Origin of the sequence: Bartonella sp. TT110JLCBS, from assembly GCF_042193405.1 — a bacterium.
Lineage (GTDB): Bacteria > Pseudomonadota > Alphaproteobacteria > Rhizobiales > Rhizobiaceae > Bartonella.
The window spans coordinates 1-637 of sequence record NZ_JBHILT010000240.1; the positions used below are offsets into that span (position 1 = coordinate 1).

Here is a 637-nt window from a genome sequence, read left to right on the forward strand (position 1 = left end):
CGCTAATAGGCATTATGCATATAATGCATAAAGTATGTATTTTATGCAAATGAGGATAATGTCAAGAAAATTTTTCTCTGAAAAGGTATTTTGATGACGCGTCATTATATTCGGGTTAGGACAGGCGGACCAATACCGGCTAGTCAAAATGTTTATCGTCATAGAAAAACGCTTTCGCACTTGGTGTCGGTTATCCAAGATGAGATTGATGACATCACGGATGAGTATGTAGCACAAATCCAAGAAAGTATTTTTGCTGCTATTCGTTTTTGTGAGAGGGAAAGTTTTTACTTTAACGAAAGCCGTGATGTTACGTTTCAAACACGGGTGGGGCAGGGTGCTTATGATGCAAGCGATACCCGTCCTCTTGAAACAGCTGTGAAAATCAAAAGCGTTTATTTGAGTTTGGATCAACATCATAAGCTTGAATTGGAGCGGAGCAGTCCTTTTGCTCTAGAGCCTTCGTTGTCATCAGAGCAGCCAGGAACACCGGTTTGTTACAGTTATTTTGATAGGAAACTGTATCTTTATCCTACACCGGATACGGCTTATCAGATTCAACTTCTTCTTTCCCCCCAGCGTTTATCAGAGATCGAGAGTGTTGATGAGGAACATCCATGGTTTATCTATGGGTTTG

General features: G+C 40.7%; 1 protein-coding gene. It reads left to right on the top strand.

The features are described 5' to 3' along the window. Positions 1-93: 93 nt before the first annotated feature. Positions 94-637, top strand: a 544-nt coding sequence (locus tag ACFILW_RS10665; RefSeq protein ID WP_375685822.1) for a hypothetical protein, incomplete at its 3' end; no start/stop codon positions are given.